The sequence below is a fragment of the Nocardioides euryhalodurans genome (assembly GCF_004564375.1).
In the GTDB taxonomy this organism is placed as follows: domain Bacteria; phylum Actinomycetota; class Actinomycetes; order Propionibacteriales; family Nocardioidaceae; genus Nocardioides; species Nocardioides euryhalodurans.
The window spans coordinates 206,308-230,873 of the sequence record NZ_CP038267.1 but is presented as its reverse complement, the minus strand read 5'-3'; the positions used below and the strand labels follow the sequence as shown (position 1 = coordinate 230,873).

Here is a 24,566-nt window from a genome sequence, read left to right as displayed (position 1 = left end):
AGCCTGACCAGCGTGCTGATCGCCGACCTGGTCACGACCTCCTCGACGGTCGCGGCGACCCGTTCGCGCAAGGCGAAGGTCGTGGCGCTCGCCGAGGCGCTCGACCGCGCCGAGCGCGACGAGCTGCCACTGGTGGTGTCCTACCTCGGCGGTGCGCTGCGGCAACGGCGCACCGGTCTCGGCTGGCGGGGGCTGCAGTCGCTCCCCGACCCCGCCGACGAGCCGTCGCTCACGGTCACCGAGGTGCACCAGGCGTTCGACGAGCTGGCCGCGCTCGCGGGCAGCGGGTCGCAGCAGGCGCGGGCCACCGCCCGGGACGAGCTCTTCGGCCGGGCGACGACCGAGGAGCAGCGGTGGCTGCGAGGGCTGGTGACCGGCGAGGTGCGCCAGGGCGCGCTCGACGCGCTGGTGCAGGAGGCGCTCGCGGCCGCGGCCGACGTACGCCTGGCGTCCGTGCGACGGGCGGCGATGCTGTCGGGGTCGACCGTCGCGGTGGCGCAGGCTGCCTTCGAGGGCGAGGAGGCCCTCGCCGCGGTCGGGCTGGAGGTCGGCCGCCCGGTGCTGCCGATGCTCGCCTCCAGCGCTCCCGACGTCGCCGCCGCGCTGGCCAAGGCCGCGCCCGACGGCGCCCCGGTCGCGGTCGACACCAAGCTCGACGGGATCCGGATCCAGGTCCACCGTGACGGCGACGAGGTCGTGGTCGCCACCCGCAGCCTCGACGACATCACCCACCGGCTGCCGGAGGTGGTCGCGCTGGCCCGGTCGCTGCCGGCCGATCGCTTCGTGCTCGACGGCGAGGCGATCGCGCTCGACGACGACGGCCGGCCGCGCCCGTTCCAGGAGACGGCGTCGCGCACCTCCATGGACGCCGGGGTGGCGGTGACGGCCTACTTCTTCGACCTGCTCCACCTCGACGGTCGCGACCTCCTCGACACCCCGGGCGAGGAGCGCGCGGCGGCGCTGGAGGCGCTGGTGCCCGAGTCCTCGCGGGTGCCGCGGATCGTGACCGCCGACCCGGCCGAGGCCGAGGCTTTCGCCGCCGAGGTGCTGGCCGCCGGCCACGAGGGCGTCGTGGTCAAGGGCCTGGGGTCTCCCTACGCCGCGGGTCGGCGTGGCGCAGCGTGGGTCAAGGTGAAACCGGTCCACACGCTCGACCTCGTCGTGCTCGCGGTCGAGTGGGGCTCGGGCCGCCGCCAGGGCTGGCTGTCCAACATCCACCTCGGCGCGCGCGACCCGGAGACGGGCGGGTTCGTGATGCTGGGCAAGACCTTCAAGGGCATGACCGACGAGGTGCTCGCGTGGCAGACCGAGCGGTTCACCGAGCTGGCGACCTCACCGGCCGACGGCTCGGCGTACGTCGTGGAGGTCCGGCCGGAGCAGGTGGTCGAGATCGCCTTCGACGGCCTGCAGCGCTCGACCCGCTATCCCGGCGGGCTCGCGCTGCGCTTCGCGCGGGTCGTCCGCTACCGCGAGGACAAGACGGCCGACGACGCCGACACCATCGAGACGGTCCGGACGCTCGCCGGGGGCTCGTGAGGTGACCTAGGGTCTGCGCATGGACCCCCGGACCGACCTCCTGCGGAGCATCTCCTACGTGCTCGGCGCCCTTGCCCTCGCCGGGTGGTACGCCTTCATCAGGTCGCCGGAGGCGTACTGGCTCGCCCTGTCGATCGTGTCCACGGTCGGCTGCGCCGCCTTCCGGCTGCAGGCCTCGATCCGCGAGCTCGAGGCGCGGCTGACGGTGGCCACTCCCCGCGACGAGGCACCAGGCGACCACGCCTGACCGGTTCTCGTCACACGTGTGCAACTCGGTGTTGCACTAACCTGACGGCATGGCGCAGCAGGCACCCGAGAGCGACGGCCGGCGTACGGCCGCGGCCACCCGGCGCCGCCAGCGGGAGGCCGACATCATCGCGGCGACCCGGCGGCTCTTCGACGAGACCGGCGTCCGCGACGCCCAGATCGAGCAGATCGCGAGCGCGGTCGGCATCAACCGGGCGATCGTCTACCGCCACTTCACGGGCAAGGAGGAGCTCTTCGCGCTGACGCTCGTCGAGTACCTCGACGAGCTGCGGGAGGCGCTCGCCGACGCGGACGCCGCCGGCGGCGAGCCGGCCGACCGGCTGACCCGGATCACCGGCGCCTTCGTCGACTACGGCGTCGCCCACCCTGCGTTCGTCGACTGCGCCCAGACCCTGATGCGCCGCACCGGCCCCGAGCTGCTCGAGGAGATGTCGGAGTCGGCGGTGTGGCGCCTCGGCCGCGCGATCTCCACCTGCCTGGCCGTCCTGGAGTCGGCGCTCGAGGCGGGCGTGGACGCCGGCGACTTCCGAGTGGACGATCCGGTGCTGCTGGCCAACATGCTCTACGCCAGCGGCCTCGGCGCCCTGCAGCTCGCCCGGGTCGGCATCCAGGTCAAGGAGTCCGCCCCCGGCGTACCGATGGTCGGGCAGGTGTCCGCCGAGCAGGTGCGCGACCACCTCGTCGCCAGCGCGCTCGCCCTCGCCACCCGCTGACCACACGAGCCCCAGTGGTCACGGCGGCCGGGCAGCTCCTGCGCCTCCCACGGGATGCCACGGCTGGGAAGTGCTCGAATCCCCGGCGGGCAGGGGATCCATGCACTTCCCGCCCTCACTTCTCCAGGATCGCCACGACGCCCTGGCCACCGGCGGCGCAGATCGAGATCAGCGCACGGCCCGAGCCCTGCTGGTCGAGCAGCTTCGCGGCGGTCGCCAGGATCCGGCCGCCGGTCGCGGCGAACGGGTGGCCCGCGGCGAGCGAGGAGCCGTTGACGTTCAGCTTGGCGCGGTCGACCGACCCCAGGGGCGCGTCGAGGCCGAGCCGCTCCTTGCAGAAGATGGGGTCCTCCCACGCCTTGAGCGTCGAGAGCACCTGCGAGGCGAACGCCTCGTGGATCTCGTAGAAGTCGAAGTCCTGCAGCGTCAGGCCCTCGCGCGCGAGCATCCGCGGCACGGCGTAGGCCGGCGCCATCAGCAGCCCCTCGGCACCGTGGACGTAGTCCACCGCGGCCGTCTCGTACGCCGTGAACCAGGCCAGCACCGGCAGGTCGTGCTCGGCGGCCCACTCCTCGGAGGCGAGCAGCACCGCCGAGGCGCCGTCGGTCAGCGGCGTGGAGTTGCCGGCCGTCATGGTCGCGGCCTGGCCCTTGCCGAAGACCGGCTTGAGGGTGGCGAGCTTCTCCACCGACGACTCCGGCCGCAGGTTGTTGTCGCGCTCCAGGCCGCGGAACGGCGTGAGCTGGTCGTCGAGGAAGCCGGCGTCGTACGCCGCGGCCAGCCGCTGGTGCGACGTCGCCGCCAGCGCGTCCTGCTCGTCACGACCGACCTGCCACTCCAGCGCGGTGAGCGCGGCGTGCTCGCCCATCGACATCCGGGTGCGGGGCTCACCGTTCTGCGGGACCTCCAGGCCGATGTCGTTCGGCCGGATGGCACCCAGTGCCTTGATCCGGCCGGCGGTGTCCCGCGCCGCGTTGACCTTCATCAGCTTCTTGCGGAGCTTGTCGCTGATGGCCACCGGCGCGTCGGAGGTGGTGTCCGTGCCGCCGGCGATGCCGGCGTCGATCTGGCCGAGCGCGATCTTGTTGGCGACCTGGATCGCCGCCTGCAGGCCGGTGCCGCACGCCTGCTGGATGTCGGTGGCCGGGGTCTCGGCCGACAGCCTCGAGCCCAGCACCGCCTCGCGGGTGAGGTTGAAGTCGCGGGCGTGCTTGAGCACGGCGCCGGCCACGACCTCGCCCAGTCGCTCGCCCTCGAGCCCGAAACGGGTCACGAGGCCGTCGACGGCCGCGGTCAGCATCTCCTGGTTGGAGGCATCCGCGTACGCGGTGTTGGAACGGGCGAACGGGATCCGGTTGCCGCCGAGCACGGCGACGCGACGAGTCGAGGTCTCCATGCCGGCCATTGTGACCCACGAGTAACCTTCGACGAAACCGCCTGAGTCCCACGTCACGCGAGTCCGATCCCACAACGTGTGGACACCGAGTGTCACAGGGAGTTACAACACCACCATGAGTGATCGCTACCAAGGCTTCGTGCAGACCCCGATCGGCCAGCTGCTGGTGAAGAACCTGGGCCTGCCCAGCCCGACGCCGCTGCGGCGCTACGAGGCGGGCGACCCGCTGGTCGACGGCACCGTCGTGGTCGGCGGCACCGGCCGGCTCGTCGAGTCGCTGCCCGGGGTGATGGACCTGCTCGGCATCGCGACCACCACGAGCGCCGACGCCGCCGAGAAGTACGCCGGCCTGGTCTTCGACGCCACCGGCCTCACCGACGCCGGCCAGCTCGGTGCGCTCCGCGAGTTCTTCACCCCGCTGCTGCGCAGCCTGCAGACCTGCCCGCGGGTGGTCGTGCTCGGGACCCCGCCCGAGCAGGTCACCGGCAGCGAGCGGGTCGCGCAGCGCGCACTCGAGGGGTTCACCCGCTCGCTCGGCAAGGAGATCGGACGCGGCGGCACCGTCCAGCTCGTCTACGTCGCCGAGAAGGCCGAGGGGGCGGTCTCGTCCACGCTCGGCTTCCTGCTGTCGCCGAAGTCGGCGTACGTCTCGGGCCAGGTGATCCGGATCGGGACGCACGGCCACGAGGCGGCCGAGGTCGCGGACTGGCAGCAGCCGCTCGCCGGCAGGGTCGCGCTCGTGACCGGCGCCAGCCGCGGCATCGGCGAGCAGATCGCGCGCGTGCTCCACCGCGACGGAGCGACCGTCGTCGGGCTCGACGTGCCCCAGGCGGCGAGCGAGCTCCAGGCCCTGATGGGCGAGCTCGACGGCGACCACCTCACGCTCGACATCACCGCCAAGGACGCGCCGCAGCGGATCGCGCGCCACCTGAAGGAGAAGCACGGCGGGGTCGACGTCGTCGTCCACAACGCCGGCATCACCAAGGACAAGAAGCTCGCCAACATGGACGCGGCCCGCTGGGACGCCGTCCTCAACGTCAACCTCGTCGCCCCCGAGCGGATCAGCCGCGAGCTGCTCGACCAGGGCGTCGTCAACGACAACGGCCGGATCATCGGCGTCGCCTCGATCGCGGGCATCGCCGGCAACGTCGGCCAGACCAACTACGCCGCCTCCAAGGCGGGCGTGATCGGCCTGGTCGACAGCCTCGAGGACGAGCTGTCGAACGGCATCACGGTCAACGCGGTCGCCCCGGGCTTCATCATCACCCAGATGACGGCCGCGGTGCCGTTCGCGACCCGCGAGGTCGGGCAGCGGCTCAACGCGATGTCGCAGGGCGGACTGCCGGTCGACGTCGCCGAGACCATCGCGTGGTACGCCAGCCCCGGCTCCACCGCCGTCAGCGGCAACGTGGTGCGCGTCTGCGGCCAGATGATGCTGGGGGCGTAGTGATCCCCACGATCCTCCGCGCGGCACTCCCCTCGATCCCGGTCGTCAACCAGCTCCCCGGGGTCCGCAAGGACCCCTCGGCCGACCCGAGCACCCTGTCGTTCACGCGCAGCGGGGTCCGGATCGAGCGCGAGCACGTGGCGGCGTACGCCCGGGTCTGTGGCTTCGAGGCCCGCGACACCGTGCCGCTCCCCTACCCCCACCTGCTCGCCTTCCCCCTGCACATGGAGGCGATGACTGACCCGCGGTTCCCCTACCCCGCGATCGGGACGGTGCACCTCGAGAACGCCATCACCAGTCGCCGCCCGCTCCGCGCGGGCGAGGTCGTCGACGTCGCGGTCCGGGTCTCGCACCCACGGCCGCACGCCAAGGGCACGGTCGTCGACTTCGTGGCCGACGTGCGCGCGGACGGCGCACCGGTGTGGGAGTCCACGTCGACCTACCTCCGTCGTGGCCGGGGCGAGGAGTCCGCTGCTCCCGGTCTGTCCATCGACCGGACCCCGACCGGCACTGTCGAGTGGCGGCTCCCCGGCGACCTCGGGCGCCGCTACGCCGGGGTGTCGGGCGACCGCAACCCCATCCACCTCTACCCGTTGACGGCGAAGGCGCTGGGCTTCCCGCGCCAGATCGCCCACGGCATGTGGAGCCTGGCTCGGTGCGTCGCGGCCCTGGACAACCGGCTGCCGGACGCGGTCACCGTCGAGGCCGCCTTCAAGAAGCCGATCCTGCTGCCCGGCACGGTCGCCTTCGGCCACGAGGCCGTCGAGGGCGGCCAGGCCTTCGCCCTCACCAGCCCGAAGGACGGCGCTCCCCACCTCGTCGGCCGCGCCACGCGAGCCTGAGGAGCGCCTTCTCAGACGCTGTCTCCGACCCTAGGGTGTCGACCACTGGCTCACACTCTCGGGAGGCCGCTCATGCGTCGGTTCGTCGCGCTCGTGCTCACATCCGCCCTGGCGCTGGTCGCCCTGACCCCGGCGGAGGCGGCGCCCCGGCGCTCTGACCGCCCGGCGCCACCCCCCTGGCTGCAGGTCGAGGACGGGATGACCCAGCCGCAGTTCGACCTCGCCGAGGCGGTGGAGGAGACGCTGTGGGTGCAGACCACCGTCGACTCCGACCTCGACGGCCGGAACGACCGGGTGCGGATCCGGTTGTCGCGGCCGGCGGAGACCGAGACCGAGGGCATCGAGGTGCCGGTGATCTTCGAGCACAGCCCCTACCGCTCCAACACCGGGGGCGGCGTCAACCACGGCGTCGACTTCGCCCGGATGCCCCAGGAGGGGATCCAGCCGCGCAGCTCCGTCTCGCCGTTCTCCGCCACCCCGGTCAGCAAGCCGGACCTGCCCGGGAGCCTGGACAACTACTGGGTGCCCCGCGGGTACGCCGTCGTGCTCGGCGAGAGCATCGGGACCGGCTTCTCCGACGGCTGCGCGACGGTCGGCGACATGAAGGAGACGCTCGGCACCCGGGCGGTCATCGACTGGCTCAACGGCCGCGCCGCGGCGTACGACGAGGCCGGCAACCCGGTGGAGGCCGACTGGACCACCGGCGACGTGGGGATGACGGGCGTGTCCTACAACGGCACCCTGCCGAACCAGGTCGCGACCACGGGGGTCGAGGGCCTGCGCACCATCGTGCCGGTCTCGGCCATCGCCAGCTGGTACGACTACTACCGGGCCAACGGGCTGGTCAGGGCTCCGCACTCCGCACGCTCGGGTGTGGGCACGAACGCCTACCTCGGCGAGGACCTCGACGTGCTCGCCGACTACGTCAACGGCCCCACCCGCGTCGAGAAGTGCCGCCACGTCGTGGAGGAGATGCTCGCGCGCCAGGACCGGGTCACCGGCGACTACAACGCCTACTGGGCCGCCCGTGACTACCTCCCGAAGGCCGACGACGTGCAGGCCAGCGTCTTCGTCGTGCACGGCCTCGGGGACTACAACGTGATGCCCCGCGCCTTCGCCAGCTGGTGGGAGGAGCTCGGCGACGCCCGCGTGCCGCGCAAGATCTGGTTGCACAACGGCGGTCACGGCGGACCGGGCAGCACCTCGGGCTACCAGGACACGCTCAACCGGTGGATGGCCCACTGGCTCTTCGGCGTCCCCAACGGCGTCATGGACGAGCCCCGCGCCGACGTCCAGCGCCCCGACGGCACCTACGAGCAGTACGCCGACTGGCCGGCCCCCGGTTCGCGCCCGGCCACCCTCCACCTCGGCGCCACGCAGGCCGCCGAGCCCGGGACCCTCGACCTGCGACCGCAGTCCTCCGGCCCCCGCCCGAGGCAGTCCTTCACCGACAACGGTCGTGCGCTCAACACCGACGCGAGCCTGATCCAGGGTCCCGACACCGCGAACCCCCACCGGCTCGCCTACCTCTCGCCCCCGCTCCGACGGGCGGCGCACCTGTCCGGCACGCCGGAGGTGTCGCTGCGCGCGTCGGTCGACAACCGATACGCCGCCAACCTGACCGCCGTCGTCGTCGACTACGGCCCGGTCGGCAGCACCGCACCGCCCGTGATGGTGACGCGGGGCTGGACCGACGTGCAGAACCGCAGGAGCGTGGACCGCAGCACGCCGATCCAGCAGGGACGGGAGTACACGTTCCGCTGGGAGCTCGAGCCCGACGACCACGTCTTCCCGGCGGGTCACCGGATCGGTCTGGTCGTGGTGTCGACCGACCAGCAGTTCACCGTGCGCCCCGACCCGGGCACCGAGCTCACCGTGAGTCCCGGGCGCAGCTCGCTGACCCTCCCGGTCGTCGGCGGCGCCCGCACCCTTCGCCGCTGACCCGGCCCGCTCTGCTTGGGTAACGGCGGATCCGCGGCGCTCCACACGGGCCACAGCGAGGGCATCCGATCCGCCGTTACCCGAGACCAGAGGCCGCTTCCCACAGGCGCTGCTCGGCGGCGGCGTCCATGCCGGTGGCTGGGCGGTCGGCTGGCTGCGCCGGGAGACCCTCGCGCTGGAGCCACGCCCAGGTGTCGGTGACCGTCTCGGTGACCGGCCGGCAGCGCAGTCCCGCCGCCTCGGCCGCCGACACGTCGCAGTCGTGGAGGGCGGCGTACTCCCCCGTCGGCGGCACCCAGATCGGCAGCTCGGTCCACGGCTGCACGCCGGAGGCCTCGACCACCTCCGGGGCGAGCCACACCAGGTCGGCGTCCGCGCCCGTGGCGTCGACGCAGGCCTCGAGCACGTCCCCGATCGTGGCGTGGCCGGAACGGCTGACGGTGTTGAAGGTCCCGACCGGCCGGTGGTCGACGACCCACGCCGCCAGGTCGCGGGCGTCGATCAGCTGCAGCGGGCGCTCGCGGGGCCCGGGGGCCGGCACCCGGCCTCCCCGCCTGATCCGGGTCAGCCAGAACGGCAACCGGCCGACGATCTCGTACGGCCCCAGGATCAGGCCGGCACGCAGCAGCGCGACCGGCCCGTCGAACTCCTCGGTCGCGAGCTCGCCGCCCCGCTTGGCCGCCGCGTAGTCGACGGCGTCGGTGGAGGAGGGATCGGCCTCGACGACGGGTGCGGACTCGTCGGTGCCCATCGCCGGCGGCCAGGTGTAGACCGAGCGCGAGGAGACGTACGTGTAGTGGCCCGCCCGCCCCGAGAGCAGCCGGGCAGCGTCACGGACGGCCACCGGCCCCGACGACCAGGTGTCGACGACGGCGTCGAAGGAGTCGTCTCCCAGGGCGCTCGCCATCGCCTCCGGGTCGAGCCGGTCGGCGTGACGCGCGTCGACGTCGGGCGAGGTCACGCCGCTGACGCCGCGGTTGAGGGTGACGACGTCGTGACCGCGGTCGAGCGCGGTCTCGACGACGGCGCGCCCGACGTGGTGGGTGCCGCCGAGGACGAGGAGTCTCATGCGGCAGATGCTGCTGGCTGCGGCCGGCGTACGGAAGCCGCGTTCACCGAGAGCGCAACCGCGCTCCGGGTCAGCGCGGGTTGCCGAAGACGATCGTGGACGTGGTCGACCGGGCCGCGGTCGGTGCGGTGGCACGGCGCTGGGCGAAGACACCGGTCGTGGGGGTCCAGACGCCCACGTCGGTCTTGAGGTTGGCGTCCCAGTCGCCGGTCACCGGCAGGTCACCGGGCTGGCCGAAGGGGACCGACGCCGTCCACACCAGGCCGTCCTCGTCGGTGATCCGCAGCGTGAAGGTCGCAGACGCCTGGTCGTAGACGCCCAGGTCGGTGACGCCGTCACCGTCCCAGTCGCCGGTCACCGGCAGGTCGTCGACGTCACCGAGCTGGACGCCCGTCGTCGTGCCGTCGGCCATGCGCATCACGAACCGGTTCGACCTCGCGCGGCGGACGCCGACGTCGTCGATCCCGTCACCGTCCCAGTCCCCGGCGATCGGGAGGTCGTGCTGGTAGCCCAGCACCACCCGGCTGGTGCCCGCGGCCGTACGGAGCGTGAAGGTGCGGGTGGCCGGGGTACGGACGCCGACGTCGCTGCGGCCGTCGCCGTCCCAGTCGCCCACGACCGGTTGGTCGGTGGCGGCACCGAGCGCGATGACCTGGGGCCTCCGGCCGGGCCGCCGGATCCGGAACTGCGCCGGGGTGCCGCGCCGGAACACGCCCAGCTCGGCCCTGTCGTCGCGCAGGAAGTCTCCGGCCAGCGGCACGTCCACGCAGTTGCGGGAGGCGAGCGTCGAACCGAACGTGAACGAGCTCCCGTCGAACCACGGCCAGCGGACGCTGCCCGCCGCGGTGCGCTCCTCGAAGTGCAGGTGGGCGCCGAAGGAGTTGCCCGTGTTGCCGACGGTGCCGATCTGCGTGCCCTGGTCGACGCTCTGCCCGAGCGCCACCGTGAGGTCGTTCATGTGGGCGTAGACCGTCGTCTCACCGCTCGGGTGCTCGATCCGGACCCAGTGGCCGTACGACGTCGTCAGCCGCTCGGCCCGCACGACCACGCCGGGGGCACTGGCGACGACCGGGTCGTCCACGTCGTCGGCGCGGTTCCAGTCGACGGAGTACCGGCTCGGGCTGTGGCTGTCACGGGTGCTCCCGGTCCACTGCTGCCCGCACGGGAACGGCATCTGGAACCGGCTCTCGGGGGCCGCGGACGCCCGTGCCGCCGCGCTCGTCCCCGTCAACGGCTCGGAGGCGCGGTCGGGCGCGAGCCCCGGCCCGCTGCCGAGCGGCGTCGGGTCGCTCGCGGTGGCCGCGACGGTCGGCGCGGTGACCAGGCCGGTCACCAGCAGCCCGATGAGGGAACGGCGCGCACACAGCCGACGAGCAGTAGTCACAGAAACCTCACCAGGGCTCAGGAGTCACAGGGCTGATCCACCGTAGGGCCGCCAGTGGGTGCCTGTCCCGGAACTACAATCGTGTAGTTGCCGACGGCAGGGTCAGTCGGTGGCGTGCATCCGGATCAGGCCCTCCTGCGCCACCGATGCGACCAGCCGGCCGTCCTGGGTGAAGACCCGCGCCATGGCCAGCCCCCGGGCGCCCTGCGCCGCCGGGGCGTACTGGTCGTAGAGCCACCACTCGTCGGCCCGGAAGGCCTGGTGGAACCACATCGCGTGGTCCAGGGACGCCGGCTGCAGCCCGGGCGTCCCGATCGTCACCCCGTGCGGGACGAGGGCCGCGCCGAGCAGGGTCAGGTCGCTCGCGTACGTGAACGCCGCGAGGTGCTCCAGCGGGTCGTCGGAGAGCTCCCCGTTGACCCGGATCCACAGCCGCGCCCGCGCCGGGTGGTCCGGGTCCTCGGGCAGGCCCTTCCCGGGGATGCCGACGTAGCGGACGTCGAGCGCCGCCCACTCCCGGGCGAAGGCGTCGCCCTCCGCCTCGCCGCGCGCCCGGACCAGGTCGGTCAGCGGGACCCCATGCTCCGGTGGCACGGTCTCGGGCATCGCGTCCTGGTGCTCGAAGCCGCCCTCCTCGACCTGGAAGCTCGCCGTGAGGAAGAAGATCGCCCGCCCGTGCTGGCGTGCCACCACCCGCCGGGTGGCGAAGGAGCGCCCGTCACGCAGCTGCTCGACGTCGTAGACGATCGGCACGGCGGTGTCGCCGGGCAGCAGGAAGTAGGAGTGCAGGGAGTGGGCGTGGTACTTCGGGTCGACGGTCCGGCACGCCGCGATCAACGCCTGGGCAGCGACCTGACCACCGAACACGCGCTGCAGGTGGGTGTCGGGCTGCCTGCCGCGGAAGAGGTTGCGGTCGATCTCCTCGAGCGAGAGCAGCTCGACGAGCTCCTCGGTGGACGCAGGCATGGCGCTCTCCCTCAGTCTTCCTCGTCGGGGCCGTCGAGCCCGGCGAGGAACTGCTCGAACTCGGCACCGAGCTCGTCACCGGTCGGCAACGGCTGGTCGGTCGCGAGCAGGCTGTTCCCGCCGTCCTCGGCACGCTCGAAGGCGTCGTACTGCCGCTCGAGGGCGGCGACCACGTCGGCGACGTCCTCGTTGGCCGAGAGGTAGCGGGTGATCTCGGCCTCGCGGTCCTCCGCCTCGGCCCGCAGGCCCGAGAGGTCCACGGTCAGCCGGGCGGCGATCTCGAGGTGCTCGAGGAGCGAGATCGACGCCGCGGGGTAGTCGAGCTGCGCGAGGTAGTGGGGGATGTGCGCGACGAAGCCCATGGCGTCGTGGCCCCACTCCCCCAGCCGCAGCTCCAGCAGCGCCTGGGCGCTGGAGGGGATCCGCAGCTCGCCGCGCCACGGGCTCTCCCCGGTCAGCAGCTCGGCGTTGTTGGCGTGGTGGGTGATCGCGATCGGGCGGGTGTGGGGCACCGCCATCGGCACCGAGCCCATCGACACCACGGTGGTGACGCCGAAGCGCTGCACCACGGTGCGGACGGCGCGCGCGAAGGCCTCCCAGCGGATGTCGGGCTCGGGCCCGTGGAGCAGGAGGTACGCCGTCCCGCCGGTGTCCCGGACCAGCCGGACGACCAGCCGGGGCGGGTCGTAGTTGGCGTAGTGGTCGCGCACGAACGACATCGGTGGCCGACGGGCGCGGTAGTCGTGGAGCTGGTCCACGTCGAAGGTCGCCACCACCCGGCTCTCGCCGAGGTCGACGAGGTGCTGCGCCGCGCGGGCAGCCGCGTTGCCGGCGTCGAGGAACCCGTCGAGCACGAGCACCATCGGGAGCCGGTCGAGCCCCTCGAGCTCGGGCACGTCGTCGACGATGTGGACCAGGGTCGGTTCGGTCACGACAGTTCCTCCGGCACAGCCGCGATCCTACGACCCGACCGCGGGGCCGGGCCCCCTCGCCCCGCGGCGAGTGACCCGGCTCACCGCTCGGTCAGACTCCCCAGAGGGCTGCGACGTGCCGGGCGTCGGTGCCGCAGCAGCCGCCCACGACCGCCAGGGCGGGCAGCGAGCCCCGCAGCCCGTCGAGGGACGAGGTGAGCAGGTCGAGGTCGCCCTCGTCGAGCTCCTCCATCGCGTCGAGCTCCTCGTGGGTCATGGTCGAGGCGTTGGGCCGCACACTGGCGATCCGCTGCTGCCAGGCGCCGCCGTCGAGGGCCGGCGCGAGGTGGGTCGGGTGGGCGCAGTTGACGCCGAACCAGTCGGGGGCCGCCTCTGCGTCCAGCCGGACCACGGCGTCGCGAAGCGGGGTCCCGTCGGGCAGCCGGCCGTCGGTCTCGACGGTGAAGGACACCGCGACCGGCACCCCGACCGAGCGGGCGGCGCGGACGACCCCGATCCCCTCCTCCGGGGTGGTCATCGTCATGGCGTGGATCAGGTCGACCCCCTCCGCGGCGAACGACCGGGCCTGGACGGCGTGGTAGTCGGCCATCTCGTCGGCGTCCACGCGCTGACCGGCGACGTAGCCGTCGCCCCGCGGACCGTGGTCGCCCACCACGAGGGTCCGCTCCAGTCCCGACCGCTCCTGGGCGCGGCGCACGAGCGCCACGGCCGAGCGGTTGGCACGGTCGAGCGCGACGGCGTCGTAGCCGATCCGGTCCGCCCAGTCGGGGTTCGCCCGCCAGGTGGGGGTCTCGAGCATCAGCCCCTGGCCGGCCGCCGCGGCGATCTCGGCGTACTGGTCGTAGTAGGCGTCGAGGGCGTTCCGGCCGGCGGCGTCCTCGAGCAGCGGGAACGAGGCGAACTCGGGCAGCTCGAAGCCGTGGTGGAAGAGCAGGTCGGTCTCCAGGCCGCCGTCGGTGACGAACGGCCCCTGCGCGAGCAGCGGGCTCGCGGTGGTGCTGGCACTGGTGGTGGTCTCGGGCATGGTGCATTCTCCTGACAGAACAGACTGATCGGTCTGTTTGTACCAGACTATTTGGTCTGGTACAACGGGTTACATGCCCCGCGACGGAACCGCCACCCGCACCCGGATCCTCGACGCCGCCGAGCACCTCGTGATCGAGAACGGGTACGCCGCCACCTCGGTCGACCAGGTCCTCAGCCGGTCAGGGAGCTCCAAGGGCGCCTTCTTCCACCACTTCTCCTCCAAGCAGCAGCTCGCTCGCGCGCTCGTCGACCGGTACGTCGAGGGCGACCTCGCCCAGCTCGAGGGCTCCCTCGAGGCGACCGCCCACCTCACCGACCCCGCCGAGCGGGCGGTGGCGATCGTCCGCCACTTCGAGGACCTGGGCGACGAGATCATGGCGGCGCAGTCCAACTGCCTCTACGTCGCGGTGCTGACCGAGCGGCAGCTGGTCGACGACGGCACCAGCGACGAGATCGTGCGGGCGGTCGAGACCTGGCGGGTGCGGATCGCCGAGGTCCTCAAGGAGGCGCTCGCCGCCACGGGAGCCCACGACGTCGACGCGGACGCGCTGGCCGACCACCTGTTCGTGACGTTCGAGGGTGCCTACCTGCTGTGCCGCTCGACCGGGGACTCGCGCCACATGCGGACCCAGCTGGCGACCTTCCGGCGGCTGCTCCAGTCGCTGCTGGGTCCCACGACCTGACCGCAGCCCGGCGCCGGGTCAGGGCTGCCGGTGGACCTCGACGGTCGCGGCGCCCTCGCCGAGCGCGGTGACGTCCTCGACGATGCCGCGCGCGAGCGACTGGGCGTCGAGGCCGATCCGCTCCAGGATCACCGCGCGCTTGGCGTGGTCGAGGAACTCCTGGGGAATGCCGTGCAGCCGGAACGGGGTCGTGACGCCCGCGTCGTTGAGCTCCTGCAGCAGGCGTGCGCCGACGCCACCGACCCGCCCGTTGTCCTCGAGGTGGACGACCAGGTCGTGGTCACCCGCGAGGTCGACCAGCGCGGGGTCGACCGGCTTGACCCAACGCGGGTCGACGACCGTCACGCCGATGCCCTGGGCGACCAGCCGCTCGCCCACGTCGACCGCGGTCGCCGCCATCGAGCCGACCCCGACCACGAGCACGTCCCGCGCGCCGTTGCGCAGCAGCACGTCGACGCCGCCCACCCGGTCGACGGCCTCGAGGTCCTCGGGCGGCGGCCCCTTGGGGAACCGCACCACGGTGGGGGCGTCGTCGACGTCGACCGCCTCGCCGAGCAGCTCGCGCAGCCGCGTCGCGTCACGGGGAGCGGCCAGCCGCAGACCCGGGACGACCTGGAGCACCGACATGTCCCACATGCCGTTGTGGCTCGCACCGTCGTCGCCGGTCACGCCGGATCGGTCGAGGACGAAGGTGACGCCGCAGCGGTGGAGCGCACAGTCCATGAGCACCTGGTCGAAGGCGCGGTTGAGGAACGTGGCGTAGACCGCGACGACGGGGTGCAGGCCACCCATCGCGAGCCCGGCGGCGCTGGTCGCCGCGTGCTGCTCGGCGATCCCGACGTCGAAGGTCCGCTCCGGAAAGTGCGCCTCGAATCGGTCGAGCCCCACCGGGTGCATCATCGCGGCGGTGATGGCGACGACGTCCTTGCGGCGGCGGCCGACGCGGACCATCTCGTCGGCGAAGACGTCGGTCCAGATCTCGCCCTTGGGGTTCTCCTCCCCCGTCTCGAGGTCGAACGGACCGGGCGAGTGGAACTGGTCGGCCTCGTGCTGCTCGGCGGCGTCGTAGCCGAACCCCTTGCGGGTCAGCGCGTGCACGATCACCGGGCCGTCGAAGCGCTTGGCCTTCTCGAGCACCTGCTCCATGGCGGCCAGGTCGTGCCCGTCGACGGGGCCGACGTACTTCAGGCCGAGGTCCTCGAAGAGGCCCTGCGGCGCGATCGCGTCCTTCATGCCCTTCTTGACCGCGTGGAGCACGTCGTACGTCGCGGGGCCGATCCCCCGCACCGCGTTGAGCCGCTTCTTGATCAGCTCGAGGACCGCCTCGTAGCGCGGGCTCGTCCGCAGGCTGGTCAGCGCGGTCGCCAGGCCGCCGATGGTCGGGGTGTAGGAGCGACCGTTGTCGTTGACGACGATGACCAGCCGACTGTTCTTCGCGATGGCGATGTTGTTGAGGGCCTCCCACGCCATGCCGCCGGTCAACGCGCCGTCGCCGATCACGGCCACGACGTGGCGACCCTCTCCACGCACGGTGTAGGCCTTGGCGAGACCGTCGGCGTAGGACAGCGCCGTGGAGGCGTGGGAGTTCTCCACCACGTCGTGGGGCGACTCGGCCTGGCTGGGGTAGCCGCTGACGCCCCCCTCCTGGCGCAGCTTCTCGAAGCCGGCCATCCGACCGGTCAGCAGCTTGTGGACGTAGGCCTGGTGGCCGGTGTCGAAGACGACGCGGTCGGTCGGGGAGTCGAAGACGCGGTGGATCGCCATCGTCAGCTCGACGACCCCGAGGTTGGGGCCGAGGTGCCCGCCGGTGCGCGAGCAGGTCCGGACCAGGAAGTCCCGGATCTCACTCGCGAGGGCCGCGAGCTGCTCCGGCGTGAGCTCACGCAGGTCCCGCGGCGACGCGATCGACTCCAGATAACCCATGACCGGCGAGTCTATCGCTGGGTCCACGGGAGCGGCGGATCGCCGTGAGCGGTCAGCCGCGGTCCTGCCACGTGCACAGGCACGCCTTGTTGCCCTCGGGGTCGGCCAGCACCCAGAACGACGGGGCCTCGGCGTCGCTGACGAGGGTCCCGCCGGCCGCGAGCGCGGCGTGGATACGGGGCTGGACCTGCTCGGGAGGCACCCAGACGTCGAGGTGGAAGCGCTGCCGCGGCTCGTCGTGGACCTCGGTCTGCTGGAACCACAGCCCCGGCACGTCACCCGTGGGGCTGCTCACCCCGCTGTCGTCGGCCTCGCCGCCGAGGACCGCGACCCAGAAGGGGGTCAGGCCTGCCTCGTCAGGGGTGTCGATGGCGATCTCGAGCACCTGGAGGCTGGCGGTGTCGGCCTCGGCCCCCTCCTCGGCGGCCAGGGCGCTGATCGTCCGGGCGAGGTCGAGGTCGCGCGAGGTGATGCCGCCCACGTCGTGGCTCGCCAGGGACACGTCGAGCCGCCCCCAGCGCAGGTCGAGGTCGGGGTGGTGGTTCGCCGCCTCCGCCGCCTCGCCGGCGCGCTGGGTCAGCCTCGCCGCGGTGACGAAGTCGGAGGTGCGGAACCGCGCCCGCAGCCGGCCCAGCACCAGCCTCCAGTCGTCGAGCCCCTCGTCGGCCACCTGCTGCCCGGTCAGTGTCTGCTTCGGATCGCTCATGTCGCGAGTGTTGCGTAGAGGTCCGACATCAGGAAGGGGGCCACGACGAGCGCCGCCGAACGCGTCAGCGGCAGCCCGCGGACCGTCTCGGGGTCCACGAAGACCATCTGGCGTCCCTCGCGGCACTCGACCTCGTCGTCCTCCAGCGCGGTCGGCGCGACGAAGAACCGCATCCGGTCGACGGTGCCGTACTCGGCGCGGTGGTCGACCCTGACCTCGTCGACGAGCACCAGGTCGTCGGGCGCGAGCAGCACGCCGGTCTCCTCGGCCAGCTCCCGCGCGGCGCCCTGCGCGAAGGTCTCGCCAGGCTCGAGGTGCCCGCCCGGGAAGCCCCACCGCTCGGGGTCGAGCAGCGGGTGCTCGTCGCGCTCCTGGAGCAGCAGCGCCCCCTGGCGGTCGACCAGCCCGACGCCGGCGAACCGGCGGGCGGGCTCACCTCCGAAGCGCTGTCGGTAGCCCGCGGAGTCGAGGACGTCGGGCAGCTGCATCCGCGCCGCCGTCAGCAGCGGCCGGTCGAAGAGGCTCGCCGGGTCGACGAAGACCATCTGCCGCCCCTCGCCGCAGGACACGTCCGTGTCACCGACGTCGGCGTGGACCACGAACAGCTCGTAGTCGTCCTCGGTCCCGCACGGCGGGGAGTGGAAGCGGGTGCGGCCGAGGCTGGTGAGGGCGTCGGCCGTCACCTCGAGGCCGGTCTCCTCGGCGAGCTCGCGGATCGCTGCCTCCGCGTGGTCCTCCCCCGGCTCGAGCCCGCCGCCGGGGAGCCCCCAGGTGTCGGGGTGGACGGGCGCGTGCTCGTCGCGTTCCTGCATCAGCAGCCACCCGCGGCGGTCGACCACGGCGACGCTGGCGAAGGTGTGCACGGTCTCAGCCCTCGTACGGGATCTCGCTGCGCCAGCCCGACTCCGGCTGCCGGGCGGCGGCGTGGATCGCCTCGGCGACCCGGTCGGGGGTGAAGGCGCCCTCGTCGGAGAGGGTGCCGCGGACCGTGACCGACACCGCCCGGATGCCGTCGGGCTCCAGGGCCGCGTCGATGCTGTGGACCAGGTTGCGCAGCCCGGCCTTCTGGACGCCGAGCGAGGCCGCACGGTGCCACGGCTGGTCGGCCGCCATGCTGCCGGTCGCGGTGACGCGGGCCCCGGCGGACATGCTCGGCCGCGCCGCCTGGAGCGCGGTCAGCATCGCCCCGACGCCGAGCGTCAGGTCGGCGAGCAGGTCGGGGACGCTCAGCTCGAGCGGGTCCTGCTCCCGGAAGGCGCTGGGGTTGAAGTGGAGGACGTCGACGCGGCCGAGCTCGCCCGCGAGCTCGTGCACCGCACGCGTGGTGGCGGCCTCGTCGGTGAGGTCGGCGACCCGCCACGCAGTCGTGGCGCCGAGGTCCTCGACCTCGCCTGCGAGGGTGCGGAGCTGCTCCTCGCCGATGCCGAGCAGCCCGACGTCGTGGCCGTCGCGGGCGAACCGGCGGGCGACCGAGCCACTGACACCGGGCCCGGCGCCGACGACGAGGATCACTGGTCTGCTCATGCCCCGACGCTACCCGTTGGCCGGGTCAGAGCCGGGCGACGTAGCGGCGGCCCCGCAACGCCTCCTCGACCAGGCCGACCCCCCGTCGTACGGCGAGCAGGCGGGCCTCCTCGAGCTGGAAGGTCGCGATCGCGGCGTCGACGACCTCCGCTCCCGCCACCTGTCCGAGGTCGGCACGCGCCTCGCTGAGCCCGCGGCGGCAGGCCGCCTGCCCCGCCTCCACGTGGAGCACCGCGAAGCGGGCCAGCACCACGACGTGCTTGCGCAAGCCGGCGTAGCGGCGGTAGTCGGGCGGGCACAGGTCGAGCAGCCAGCTGGCCGCCGTGCGCTCCCAGTCAGGGGTGTCGGGCGGCCGGACCTCACGCGGCCAGCCGGGCGGTGCGACGTTGCGGTGCGGGTCAGGGACGGCCATGACCTGAGCGTAGTCGAACAGGTGTTCGACCACCACCCGGCCGGCGCGCCTCCCGGATCACGCGGAGGCCAGGAACGAGTAGCGGACCTCGCGCTCGGGGTTGTCGACGTTGAGGTCGACCAGGCAGATGCTCTGCCACGTGCCGAGGGCCAGCCGTCCACCCAGCACCGGCACCGTGGCGTAGGGAGGCACCAGCGCCGGCATCACGTGGCTGCGACCGTGCCCGGGGGTGCCGTGGCGGTGCCGCCAGCGGTCGTCGCCGGGGAGCAGGTCGGCCAGCGCGGCCAGCAGGTCCTCGTCGCTGCCGGCGCCGGTCTCGAGGACGGCCAGCCCGGCGGTCGCGTGCGGCACGAAGAGGTGGAGCAGGCCGTCGCCGCGCCCCTCGACGTACGCCGCGCAGTCGCGGGTCAGGTCGAGCACGCGGTCGGTGTCGCCGGTCCGGTAGTGACGGGTCTCGGAATCCACGTCGCCGATCGTGCCACGGGTGGATAGGTTGCCGGGATGGACGTGGAGTCGCTGGCCTTCCGGACCGACATCGCGCTGCTGGAGCAGACCGGGTCCGTCGCGGAGGACCGCGGGACCCACCTGGTCGTCCGGACGCCGCTCGAGCCCTCGTTCTACTGGGGCAACTTCCTGCTGCTGCCGGCGCCTCCGGCTCCCGGGCAGGTCGACCACTGGGTCCGCGAGGCCCGCCGCGAGTTCCCCGGCGCCGAGCACGTCTCGATCGGCATGGACCGGTGCGAGGACGGTGCGACCCTGCAGCCCCTGCGCGAGGCCGGCTTCCGGGTCGACACGGTGGCCGCGATGACCACCGGCGCGGTCGACGCCGGCCCTCCCCTCGCGGACGGCACCGAGGTACGGACGCTGGTCACCGACGCCGACTGGGACCAGGAGGTCGACCTCAACCTCGCGTCCGAACCGGACGACCCGCACCTGACGCGCGAGTTCCTGCAGGGGCGGGCCGCGGCCAACCGTGCCCTCGTCGCCGCCGGCCTGGGCCACTGGTGGGGCGCCTTCGTGGCCGACCAGCTGGTCTCCTCGCTGGGCATCTTCCGTGCCGGCGAGGGCCTCGCCCGCTACCAGAACGTCAAGACCCACCCCGGATTCCGGCGACGCGGCCTCGCCGGCGCCCTGGTCCGCGCCGCCGCCCGCGACGCGCTCGAGGGGCTGGGCGCCGACACCCTGGTGATGGCCGCCAACCCCGAGGACGAGGCGATCCGGATCTATCGCGCGGTCGGGTTCACCGAGGGCGGCCTCCACGCGGAGGCGACCCTGCTGCCGGCGCGCGACTGACCGGCCCGGGACCGGGGCGACGCAGCCGGCGCACCGGTCGACGTAACGGCTCCGGGACGACCGGTCTGCCGGGTGGGGGAAGTGGTCAGTCGAGCAGCGCGGCCTCGACCCGCTCCACCTTGGCGGTGAGCTGGCCGTCGTAGCCGGGGCGGATGTCGGCCTTGAGCACGAGCCCGACGCGCGGGGACGCGGCGGCCACCACGTCGACGGCCTGCTTGACGACGGCCATCACCTCGTCCCACTCCCCCTCGACGTTGGTGAACATCGCGTTGGTCTCGCAGGGAAGGCCGGACTCGCGGACCACCCGGACGGCGGCGGCGACGGCCTCGCTGACCGAGCCGGTCTCGTCGGCGGCGGTGGGGCTGATGCTGAAGGCGGCGATCATGGGATCACCGTACGGCGGCCGCGGCGTCGTGGGCGTCGAGGTACGCCGCCACCAGGCCACCGAGGCTGGGCAGGTGGTAGCCGCCCTCCTGGACGACCACCGAGGGCAGCCGCAGCCCGCCGACCAGCCGGCCCGCGTCGGCGTAGCCGCCGGCGGTCACCTGCAGCGGGCTCTCCGGGTCCTCGGCGGCGGCGTCGACCCCGAGCGAGACCACCAGCGCGTCGCAGCCGGCCGCGTCCACCCAGTCGACGAGGTCGGTCACCTCCGCGAGCCAGTCGTCGTCGCCGGTGCCCTCGGGCAGCGGCCGGTTGCGGGTGGCACCCGCGCCGGCGGCACCGCCGGTCTCCTCGGGGTGGCCGACGACGTGCGGGAACCAGCCGGCCGCCGGGTCGACGTGGAGCGAGCCGTAGAGCACGTCTGGCCGCTGCCAGAAGATCGCCTGGGTGCCGTTGCCGTGGTGGGCGTCGAGGTCGAGCACGGCCACCCGGTCGTGGCCCGCGTCGCGGAGCGCCTGGGCGGCGAGCGCGGCGTTGTTGAGGTAGCACGAGCCGCCGTACCCGGCGGGCGTCGCGTGGTGGCCGGGCGGTCGGCTCAGGGCGTACGCCGCGGGGACGCCCGCCTTCACGAGCGAGACCGCGGTCAGCGCGCAGTCGGCCGCCGCGACCGCGGCCTGCCACGTCCCGGGGCCGACCAGGGTCATGGTGTCGTAGCCGAACACCCCGGCCAGCCCGTGGAGCGCGGCCGGCAGCCGGGTCGGCATCCCGGCGGTCATCGCCGGCGTCGGGAAGACGTACGGCGTCACCCGGTCCTGGCCGACCAGCTCGGCGTACTCCCCCGCGCGCCAGCGCTCGTGCGCGGTCGCGAGGAAGTCGAGCAACGCCGGGTCGTGGACCGACCGCAACGCCTCGACGCCGTGCGGCTCGGCCTCGACGAGCTCGCGTCCGCCGACGGCCGAAAGGATCGCGTCGACCCGCTCGGCGACCTCGGTGGCGGGCGTCGCGACGCCCACCCAGACCTCGTGGCGCGGGTCGTGGCGTCGGGTCTCCGGGGACCAGACGACCGGCATCGAGCGGGACACGCGGCCAGCATCCCACCCCGGTGTTCCGGCAGGATGCTGGCATGCCACGTGCACGCGACCTCGGTGTCGTCATCGGCACCCTGCCGACCGGTCCCACCAACTCGGTGCTCGACGTCGCCGGCGTCGGCCTCGGGCACGCCACGGTCCACCGCGACGAGCCCGCACCGCCGGACGGGCGTGGCACGGCCCGCACCGGCGTGACCACCTTGCTGCTGGCCGAGGACGCCTACCACCGGCCGCTCCCTGCGGGCGGCGCCGTCCTCAACGGGGCCGGCGAGTGCACGGGCTTCCTGACGGCTGCCGAGTGGGGCGCCACCGAGACGCCGGTCCACCTCACCTCGACGATGCAGCTCGGGCGGGTCTACGACACCGCCTGCGAGATCGAGCTCGAGCGCCACCGCGAGGTGGCCGACGACGTCGTGATCCCGGTCGTCGCGGAGTGCGACGACTCCTTCCTCAACGACTGCCGCCGGATGCAGGTGACGGCCGACGACGTACGGGCCGCCCACGCCGCCGCGCTGGCCTCACGGGCCGGCAGCGGCCCCCCGGAGGAGGGCGCGGTCGGGGCCGGGACCGGGATGTCGTGCTTCGACTTCAAGGGCGGCATCGGGACCGCGTCCCGGGTCACCCCGGAGGGCCACACGGTCGCGGTGCTGCTCCTCACCAACTTCGGCGTCCGCGAGGAGTGCGTCGTCGCGGGCGTGCCGGTCGGCCGGCGCCTCGGCCCCGCCGCCACCGGCCCGAGGGCCCCCGCAGGGTCGTGCATCGGGATCGTCGTCACCGACGCACCGGTCGACGGGGCCGCCTGCGCCCGGCTCGCCCGCCGGATCGGCCTCGGCCTGGCCCGGACCGGCTCTGTCGCCCACCACGGCAGCGGCGAGATCTTCCTCGGGGTCGGGACCGGGATGCGCCTGGACCGTGACGGCCGTCCCGACCGGACCGACCTGGTCGCCGGCCGCGCCCTCGACCCGCTGTTCGCCGCCACCGTCGAGGCCGCCGAGGAGTCGGTCCTCAACTCGATGTTCACCGCACCCACCACCGTCGGGCGCGACGGCCACACCAGCGAGTCGCTCCACGCGCCCGAGGTGCTCGCCCTCCTGGAGGTCCGATGACGACCGGAACGCAGCGCGAGGTCGTGATCCCCGGCGACGGGGTCGACCTCGCCGCCACCCTCTATCTCCCCGACCCCGCGGCCGGCCCGCAGCCGTGCCTGCTCGAGGCGCTCCCCTACCGCAAGGACGACCTGACCTCGTCGTACGCCGAGAGCTACGAGGGCCTGCGCGACCGCCACGCGTACGCCGTGTGCCGGCTCGACCTGCGCGGCACCGGGTCCTCCCCCGGCGACGCCACCGACGAGTACCCCGCCGCCGAGCAGCGCGACCTGCGGGCGGTGATCGCGTGGCTGGCCGACCAGGAGTGGTGCGACGGAAAGGTCGGGATGTTCGGCACCTCCTACAGCGGCTTCAACTCGCTGCAGCTCGCGTGCGAGCGCCCGCCGGCCCTCGGCGCCATCTGCGCGATCTATGCGACCGACGACCGGTGGACCGACGACGTCCACTGGCGCGGCGGGGCGCTGCGGCTGATCGACCTGGTCGACTACTGCCACTACATGACGCCCATGAACCTGCTGCCGCCGGTGCCCGCGGTCTGGGGCGAGGGCTGGGAGCAGGAGTGGCAGCGGCGGCTGGCCGACCCGCAGCCGTGGCTGCTGACCTGGCTGGAGCAGCGCACCCACGGACCGTACTGGGCCCACGGCTCGGTCCGGCTGGGGCCCGAGGGCGACGGCTACGACCGGATCGCCTGTCCCGTGATGCTCGTGGCGGGGTGGGCCGACGGCTACCGCAACAACACCTTCCGCACCGTGGCCGCGCTCGCCGAGGCCGGCGTGCCGCACCGGCTGCTGGCCGGGCCGTGGGCGCACGCCGACGCGACGAACGCCATGCCCGGACCCCGGATCGACCTCGAGACCGAGCTCGCCGGCTGGTTCGACACCCACCTGCGGGGCCAGGGCGCCCACGAGGACCGGTGCGACGTCTTCGTACGCGGCAGCACCCGCCCGGAGCCCGACCTGGACCTCCACGAGGGCTTCTGGCTCAGCCTCCCCAGCGTCCCGCCGACCACCCGGTCGACGCTGCCGCTCTCCGGCCCCCGCTCGCTCGCCGTCGACCCGTCCGTCGGCACCACCGCGTGGATCGACTGCGCCGGCCACCTGCCGTGGGGGCTGTCGCTGGACCAGCGCACCGACGACGCCCGCTCGCTCACCTGGGACGACGCGCCGCCGGACCGCCCGCTGGTCGGCCACCCGGTCGCCCGGCTCCGGATCAGCGCCGACGCCCCCGCCGCGTCGCTGTCGGTGAAGCTGTGCGACGTCTTCCCCGACGGCACCTCCGCACTCGTCTCGCGCGGCACCCTCGACCTCGCCTTCCGCGACGGTGTGCACGGGGGCGACGTCCCGCTCGTCCCGGGTGAGGAGTACGACGTGGAGGTCGTCCTCGACGCCTGCGCCTACGAGTGGTCGCACGGCCAGCGGCTGCGGCTGAGCGTCGCCGGCGCCGACTGGCCCAACACGGTGTCGCCGCCGGCACCCCTGACGATCACGGTCCACCACGGCGAGCTGGTGCTGCCGCTGCTGGACGGGACCTGGCCCGAGCCGACCTTCACCCCCGGGGCCGGCACGACGTCGGAGTCGGAGGAGGGCATCGTGTGGTCGGTCACCGACGACGTGCTCCACCGCACCACCGTGGCGCACACGCTGTCGGAGTCCGAGTACGACGGCCCGTACGCCGGCCGGGTGCGCGAGCACTACGAGGGCGAGGTGCGGGTCGACCGACGGACGTTCGAGCAGCGCGCGCTGGCCACGACCGTCTTCGGTCTCACCTGGCCGGAGGCGGCGATCGAGGTCAGCGCCGACCTCGACGTCCGGGTCGGGCCGACCGGCTACGACGTGGCCATCGAGACCCGCGCGACCCGCGACGGGGAGGAGGTCCACCGCTGGAGCACGACGGTCGAGCTCCCCCGCTACACCTTCGACGGGAACCGCTGA

General features: G+C 73.5%; 24 protein-coding genes. 10 read left to right on the top strand and 14 right to left on the bottom strand.

Annotated elements, in window-relative coordinates; translation table 11 throughout:
• Positions 1 to 12: 12 nt before the first annotated feature.
• Genes EXE57_RS01050 through EXE57_RS01040 form a run of 3 tightly spaced genes read left to right on the top strand, consistent with a single transcriptional unit; the run spans position 13 to position 2,516 of the window.
• Positions 13 to 1,536: an ATP-dependent DNA ligase gene (locus EXE57_RS01050; RefSeq protein ID WP_135073187.1), complete on the top strand. Its 1,524-nt coding sequence runs from the start codon at positions 13 to 15 to the stop codon at positions 1,534 to 1,536.
• A gap of 19 nt (positions 1,537 to 1,555) precedes the next feature.
• Positions 1,556 to 1,783 carry a hypothetical protein gene (locus EXE57_RS01045; RefSeq protein WP_135073185.1) on the top strand — a complete coding sequence of 76 codons (228 nt, stop codon included), beginning with the start codon at positions 1,556 to 1,558 and terminating at the stop codon, positions 1,781 to 1,783.
• A gap of 49 nt (positions 1,784 to 1,832) precedes the next feature.
• Positions 1,833 to 2,516: a TetR/AcrR family transcriptional regulator gene (locus EXE57_RS01040; RefSeq protein ID WP_135073183.1), complete on the top strand. Its 684-nt coding sequence runs from the start codon at positions 1,833 to 1,835 to the stop codon at positions 2,514 to 2,516.
• 115 nt (positions 2,517 to 2,631) lie between these two features.
• Here EXE57_RS01040 and EXE57_RS01035 read toward each other — a convergent pair whose 3' ends face one another.
• Positions 2,632 to 3,912: an acetyl-CoA C-acetyltransferase gene (locus EXE57_RS01035; protein ID WP_135073181.1), complete on the bottom strand. Its 1,281-nt coding sequence runs from the start codon at positions 3,910 to 3,912 to the stop codon at positions 2,632 to 2,634.
• A 115-nt stretch (positions 3,913 to 4,027) separates the two neighbouring features.
• On the opposite strand from EXE57_RS01035, the gene EXE57_RS01030 reads away from it, so the two are divergent.
• The 3 genes from EXE57_RS01030 (at position 4,028) to EXE57_RS01020 (ending at position 8,142) form a co-directional block, all read left to right on the top strand.
• Positions 4,028 to 5,359 (top strand): 3-oxoacyl-ACP reductase, encoded by a 1,332-nt coding sequence (locus tag EXE57_RS01030; RefSeq protein ID WP_135073179.1) that lies wholly within the window; start codon positions 4,028 to 4,030, stop codon positions 5,357 to 5,359.
• A complete protein-coding gene (locus EXE57_RS01025) occupies positions 5,359 to 6,201 on the top strand; it encodes a MaoC/PaaZ C-terminal domain-containing protein (RefSeq protein ID WP_135073177.1) in 843 nt (280 codons plus the stop codon). Before EXE57_RS01030 ends, EXE57_RS01025 begins: the two co-directional genes overlap by 1 nt.
• Before the next feature lie 72 nt (positions 6,202 to 6,273).
• Positions 6,274 to 8,142, top strand: coding sequence for a Xaa-Pro dipeptidyl-peptidase (locus EXE57_RS01020; RefSeq protein ID WP_135073175.1), 1,869 nt, complete (start codon positions 6,274 to 6,276; stop codon positions 8,140 to 8,142).
• 76 nt (positions 8,143 to 8,218) lie between these two features.
• On the opposite strand, the gene EXE57_RS01015 is transcribed toward EXE57_RS01020, so the two are convergent.
• From EXE57_RS01015 to EXE57_RS00995, 5 genes are all read right to left on the bottom strand, one after another.
• Positions 8,219 to 9,211: an NAD-dependent epimerase/dehydratase family protein gene (locus tag EXE57_RS01015; protein WP_135073173.1), complete on the bottom strand. Its 993-nt coding sequence runs from the start codon at positions 9,209 to 9,211 to the stop codon at positions 8,219 to 8,221.
• A 70-nt stretch (positions 9,212 to 9,281) separates the two neighbouring features.
• Complete coding sequence (locus EXE57_RS01010; protein WP_135073171.1) at positions 9,282 to 10,595, bottom strand: M23 family metallopeptidase; 1,314 nt, start codon at positions 10,593 to 10,595, stop codon at positions 9,282 to 9,284.
• Between the two features lie 102 nt (positions 10,596 to 10,697).
• Positions 10,698 to 11,561: an acyl-CoA thioesterase gene (locus EXE57_RS01005; RefSeq protein ID WP_135073169.1), complete on the bottom strand. Its 864-nt coding sequence runs from the start codon at positions 11,559 to 11,561 to the stop codon at positions 10,698 to 10,700.
• Positions 11,562 to 11,572: 11 nt separating this feature from the next.
• Positions 11,573 to 12,493: a PAC2 family protein gene (locus tag EXE57_RS01000; RefSeq protein WP_135073167.1), complete on the bottom strand. Its 921-nt coding sequence runs from the start codon at positions 12,491 to 12,493 to the stop codon at positions 11,573 to 11,575.
• A 91-nt stretch (positions 12,494 to 12,584) separates the two neighbouring features.
• Positions 12,585 to 13,517 (bottom strand): homocysteine S-methyltransferase family protein, encoded by a 933-nt coding sequence (locus EXE57_RS00995; RefSeq protein WP_135073165.1) that lies wholly within the window; start codon positions 13,515 to 13,517, stop codon positions 12,585 to 12,587.
• Positions 13,518 to 13,590: 73 nt separating this feature from the next.
• On the opposite strand from EXE57_RS00995, the gene EXE57_RS00990 reads away from it, so the two are divergent.
• Positions 13,591 to 14,202, top strand: a complete 612-nt coding sequence (locus EXE57_RS00990) for a TetR/AcrR family transcriptional regulator (protein ID WP_135073163.1) — start codon at positions 13,591 to 13,593, stop codon at positions 14,200 to 14,202.
• A gap of 18 nt (positions 14,203 to 14,220) precedes the next feature.
• Here the strand turns inward: EXE57_RS00990 and dxs are convergent, their stop codons facing one another.
• Genes dxs through EXE57_RS00955 form a run of 6 tightly spaced genes read right to left on the bottom strand, consistent with a single transcriptional unit; the run spans position 14,221 to position 19,232 of the window.
• Entirely contained in the window at positions 14,221 to 16,125 is a 1,905-nt protein-coding gene (dxs, locus tag EXE57_RS00985; RefSeq protein ID WP_135073161.1) for a 1-deoxy-D-xylulose-5-phosphate synthase, read from the bottom strand.
• 52 nt (positions 16,126 to 16,177) lie between these two features.
• On the bottom strand, positions 16,178 to 16,831 hold the full coding sequence (locus EXE57_RS00980) for a VOC family protein (RefSeq protein WP_135073159.1): 654 nt from the start codon (positions 16,829 to 16,831) through the stop codon (positions 16,178 to 16,180).
• Positions 16,828 to 17,694 carry an NUDIX domain-containing protein gene (locus tag EXE57_RS20065; protein WP_244246934.1) on the bottom strand — a complete coding sequence of 289 codons (867 nt, stop codon included), beginning with the start codon at positions 17,692 to 17,694 and terminating at the stop codon, positions 16,828 to 16,830. The genes EXE57_RS00980 and EXE57_RS20065 overlap by 4 nt, the downstream gene beginning before the upstream one ends.
• 4 nt (positions 17,695 to 17,698) lie before the next feature.
• Positions 17,699 to 18,355, bottom strand: coding sequence for an SDR family oxidoreductase (locus EXE57_RS00965; protein ID WP_135073157.1), 657 nt, complete (start codon positions 18,353 to 18,355; stop codon positions 17,699 to 17,701).
• 25 nt (positions 18,356 to 18,380) lie between these two features.
• Positions 18,381 to 18,767, bottom strand: a complete 387-nt coding sequence (locus EXE57_RS00960; RefSeq protein ID WP_135073155.1) for a hypothetical protein — start codon at positions 18,765 to 18,767, stop codon at positions 18,381 to 18,383.
• 57 nt (positions 18,768 to 18,824) lie between these two features.
• Entirely contained in the window at positions 18,825 to 19,232 is a 408-nt protein-coding gene (locus EXE57_RS00955) for a YjbQ family protein (protein ID WP_135073153.1), read from the bottom strand.
• Between the two features lie 36 nt (positions 19,233 to 19,268).
• On the opposite strand from EXE57_RS00955, the gene EXE57_RS00950 reads away from it, so the two are divergent.
• Entirely contained in the window at positions 19,269 to 20,060 is a 792-nt protein-coding gene (locus EXE57_RS00950; protein ID WP_135073151.1) for a GNAT family N-acetyltransferase, read from the top strand.
• Between the two features lie 85 nt (positions 20,061 to 20,145).
• On the opposite strand, the gene EXE57_RS00945 is transcribed toward EXE57_RS00950, so the two are convergent.
• Together EXE57_RS00945 and EXE57_RS00940 are read right to left on the bottom strand one after the other, a co-directional pair.
• Entirely contained in the window at positions 20,146 to 20,445 is a 300-nt protein-coding gene (locus EXE57_RS00945) for a thiamine-binding protein (protein WP_135073149.1), read from the bottom strand.
• A gap of 4 nt (positions 20,446 to 20,449) precedes the next feature.
• Entirely contained in the window at positions 20,450 to 21,523 is a 1,074-nt protein-coding gene (locus EXE57_RS00940) for an arginase family protein (protein ID WP_135073147.1), read from the bottom strand.
• 41 nt (positions 21,524 to 21,564) lie between these two features.
• On the opposite strand from EXE57_RS00940, the gene EXE57_RS00935 reads away from it, so the two are divergent.
• Both EXE57_RS00935 and EXE57_RS00930 read left to right on the top strand, forming a co-directional pair.
• Positions 21,565 to 22,635 carry a P1 family peptidase gene (locus tag EXE57_RS00935; protein ID WP_135073145.1) on the top strand — a complete coding sequence of 357 codons (1,071 nt, stop codon included), beginning with the start codon at positions 21,565 to 21,567 and terminating at the stop codon, positions 22,633 to 22,635.
• A complete protein-coding gene (locus tag EXE57_RS00930; RefSeq protein WP_135073143.1) occupies positions 22,632 to 24,566 on the top strand; it encodes a CocE/NonD family hydrolase in 1,935 nt (644 codons plus the stop codon). Before EXE57_RS00935 ends, EXE57_RS00930 begins: the two co-directional genes overlap by 4 nt.